This is a genomic window from Bacteroides caecigallinarum (assembly GCF_016901995.1).
GTDB classification, from domain to species: domain Bacteria; phylum Bacteroidota; class Bacteroidia; order Bacteroidales; family Bacteroidaceae; genus Phocaeicola; species Phocaeicola cellulolyticus.
Genome location: NZ_JACJLE010000117.1, coordinates 1 through 1,544 on the forward strand (window position 1 = coordinate 1; position 1,544 = coordinate 1,544).

Below are 1,544 nucleotides of genomic sequence, written 5' to 3' on the forward strand. Positions count from 1 at the left end.
TTGATTTATATAAGTTTCAAATTCAGCATTTGATTGAAACTGTCCAATCCAAATATAAACTTTACTCATATCTTTTCTAATTTATTGGTTGTTCAATTGCTACTAATGGTTCAGCAGGGAACGGCTTGCCGTTACCCTGCGTTATTAACATCACATTTTATTCTACCAGTGTACCATATCAATACACCATAATAACAAGGTCTTTTTGCACTTCAATGGCTTCATCGAAAATGAAATTCAAGTCGTCCATTTCCTGCTCGTAATCGTAATCACCGATACCGTTACCCTCTTGCAGCGAACTGTATTCCGCCCTCTTGCTCTCCAAATCTGAAACGGGTATGCTGATGATATAGGGAAAATCATCGCTCAATGGAATAGGAATGAATGTACTTTGACTATCCAGTTGCCAAAGGTTTTCCGCACAGTAGATTTGCGTCCCATAATGGTTGCAAATCTTTTCATACACATATCCGTATAGGAAAGCCATTTCGGGATAACGGATTTTCCCGTTCACTATGTCAGCCAACGCCGCATAAGCACCCATATTCGTACTCAGCCTATCGCTGAAATAATCGTTCAAACTGTCGAGTTCCTGCTTCAGTGCCGCCTTTAATTGGTTAAGCAGCAGATTATCACAAGTTCCGTAAACAGACTTTACCCTATCGGCTTCTGTCAAATATGCACAAACAGAGTAACTCATACCTTATCTTTTTATTTAATGTTATCGTTCCAGTGTACCATGTCGTATGGATAGTAGGGCAACCCTTTCAGGCTACTATCATCCAGCCCCAAGACCTTGACCAATGCACCGCTTTCAAAACTCCAATAGCCGTCATGATTAATACCATATTTATGGTCGTCGTGCCAAGATAAATCAGAATGACCTCGATACCATTCTTTTTTGAGGTATTTTTCCAATCGTTTCACAGCTTCTGCCTTATCTTGTTCTGCCAACTCTGTAACAGTAATAGCAGCTTGATAGGGTGACGGATATAATACTTTGTTTGTAGTCCTTTCCCAATCTGGGAATCTGTATCTAATCAAGGTGTCATAAATATAGTCTTTTGCTTCTCTGTCTTTTATCAGTTGCACTAAACTCTGTATAAGGTCATCTTCATAATCCAACATGATACCTATTGACAGAAGCCACAACATTTCAATATAAAATCCGTTATCCGTCCAAAATCTCGGCATCGTTTTGATGGTTTCCACATAATTATTTTTCAGATTATCAATATCCTGTCCCATAGAATACTGTACCAGTAAATAACGAAGCCTATAATTGAACAAAGAATCGTAACCTATATGTTTTCCTGAAAGATGCATTTGTTCATAATAACTAATATCTTCATCATACATTTTCAGTTGCTTCAAATACTGTTCTTCTGTAAAAAGTTTATCTCTTATTTCCATTATGGTACACTGTTTTTGATGTTAATGGTTTGACAAGGAGTTGCGTTCAGCAGCTAACTTGGCTTGTTAGTAGCTTCATTAATCCCACATAAATCCTCCTAAAAAAGTAAGACCATTATAATTATCCAATT

The 1,544-nt window shown here is 37.4% G+C and carries 2 protein-coding genes; both read right to left on the bottom strand.

What is annotated here, in order from left to right:
- Positions 1–178 precede the first annotated feature (178 nt).
- Complete coding sequence (locus H6A61_RS15195; RefSeq protein ID WP_018712180.1) at positions 179–700, bottom strand: DUF7691 family protein; 522 nt, start codon at positions 698–700, stop codon at positions 179–181.
- Positions 701–711: 11 nt separating this feature from the next.
- Complete coding sequence (locus H6A61_RS15200) at positions 712–1,413, bottom strand: PoNe immunity protein domain-containing protein (RefSeq protein ID WP_018712179.1); 702 nt, start codon at positions 1,411–1,413, stop codon at positions 712–714.
- Positions 1,414–1,544 lie beyond the last annotated feature (131 nt).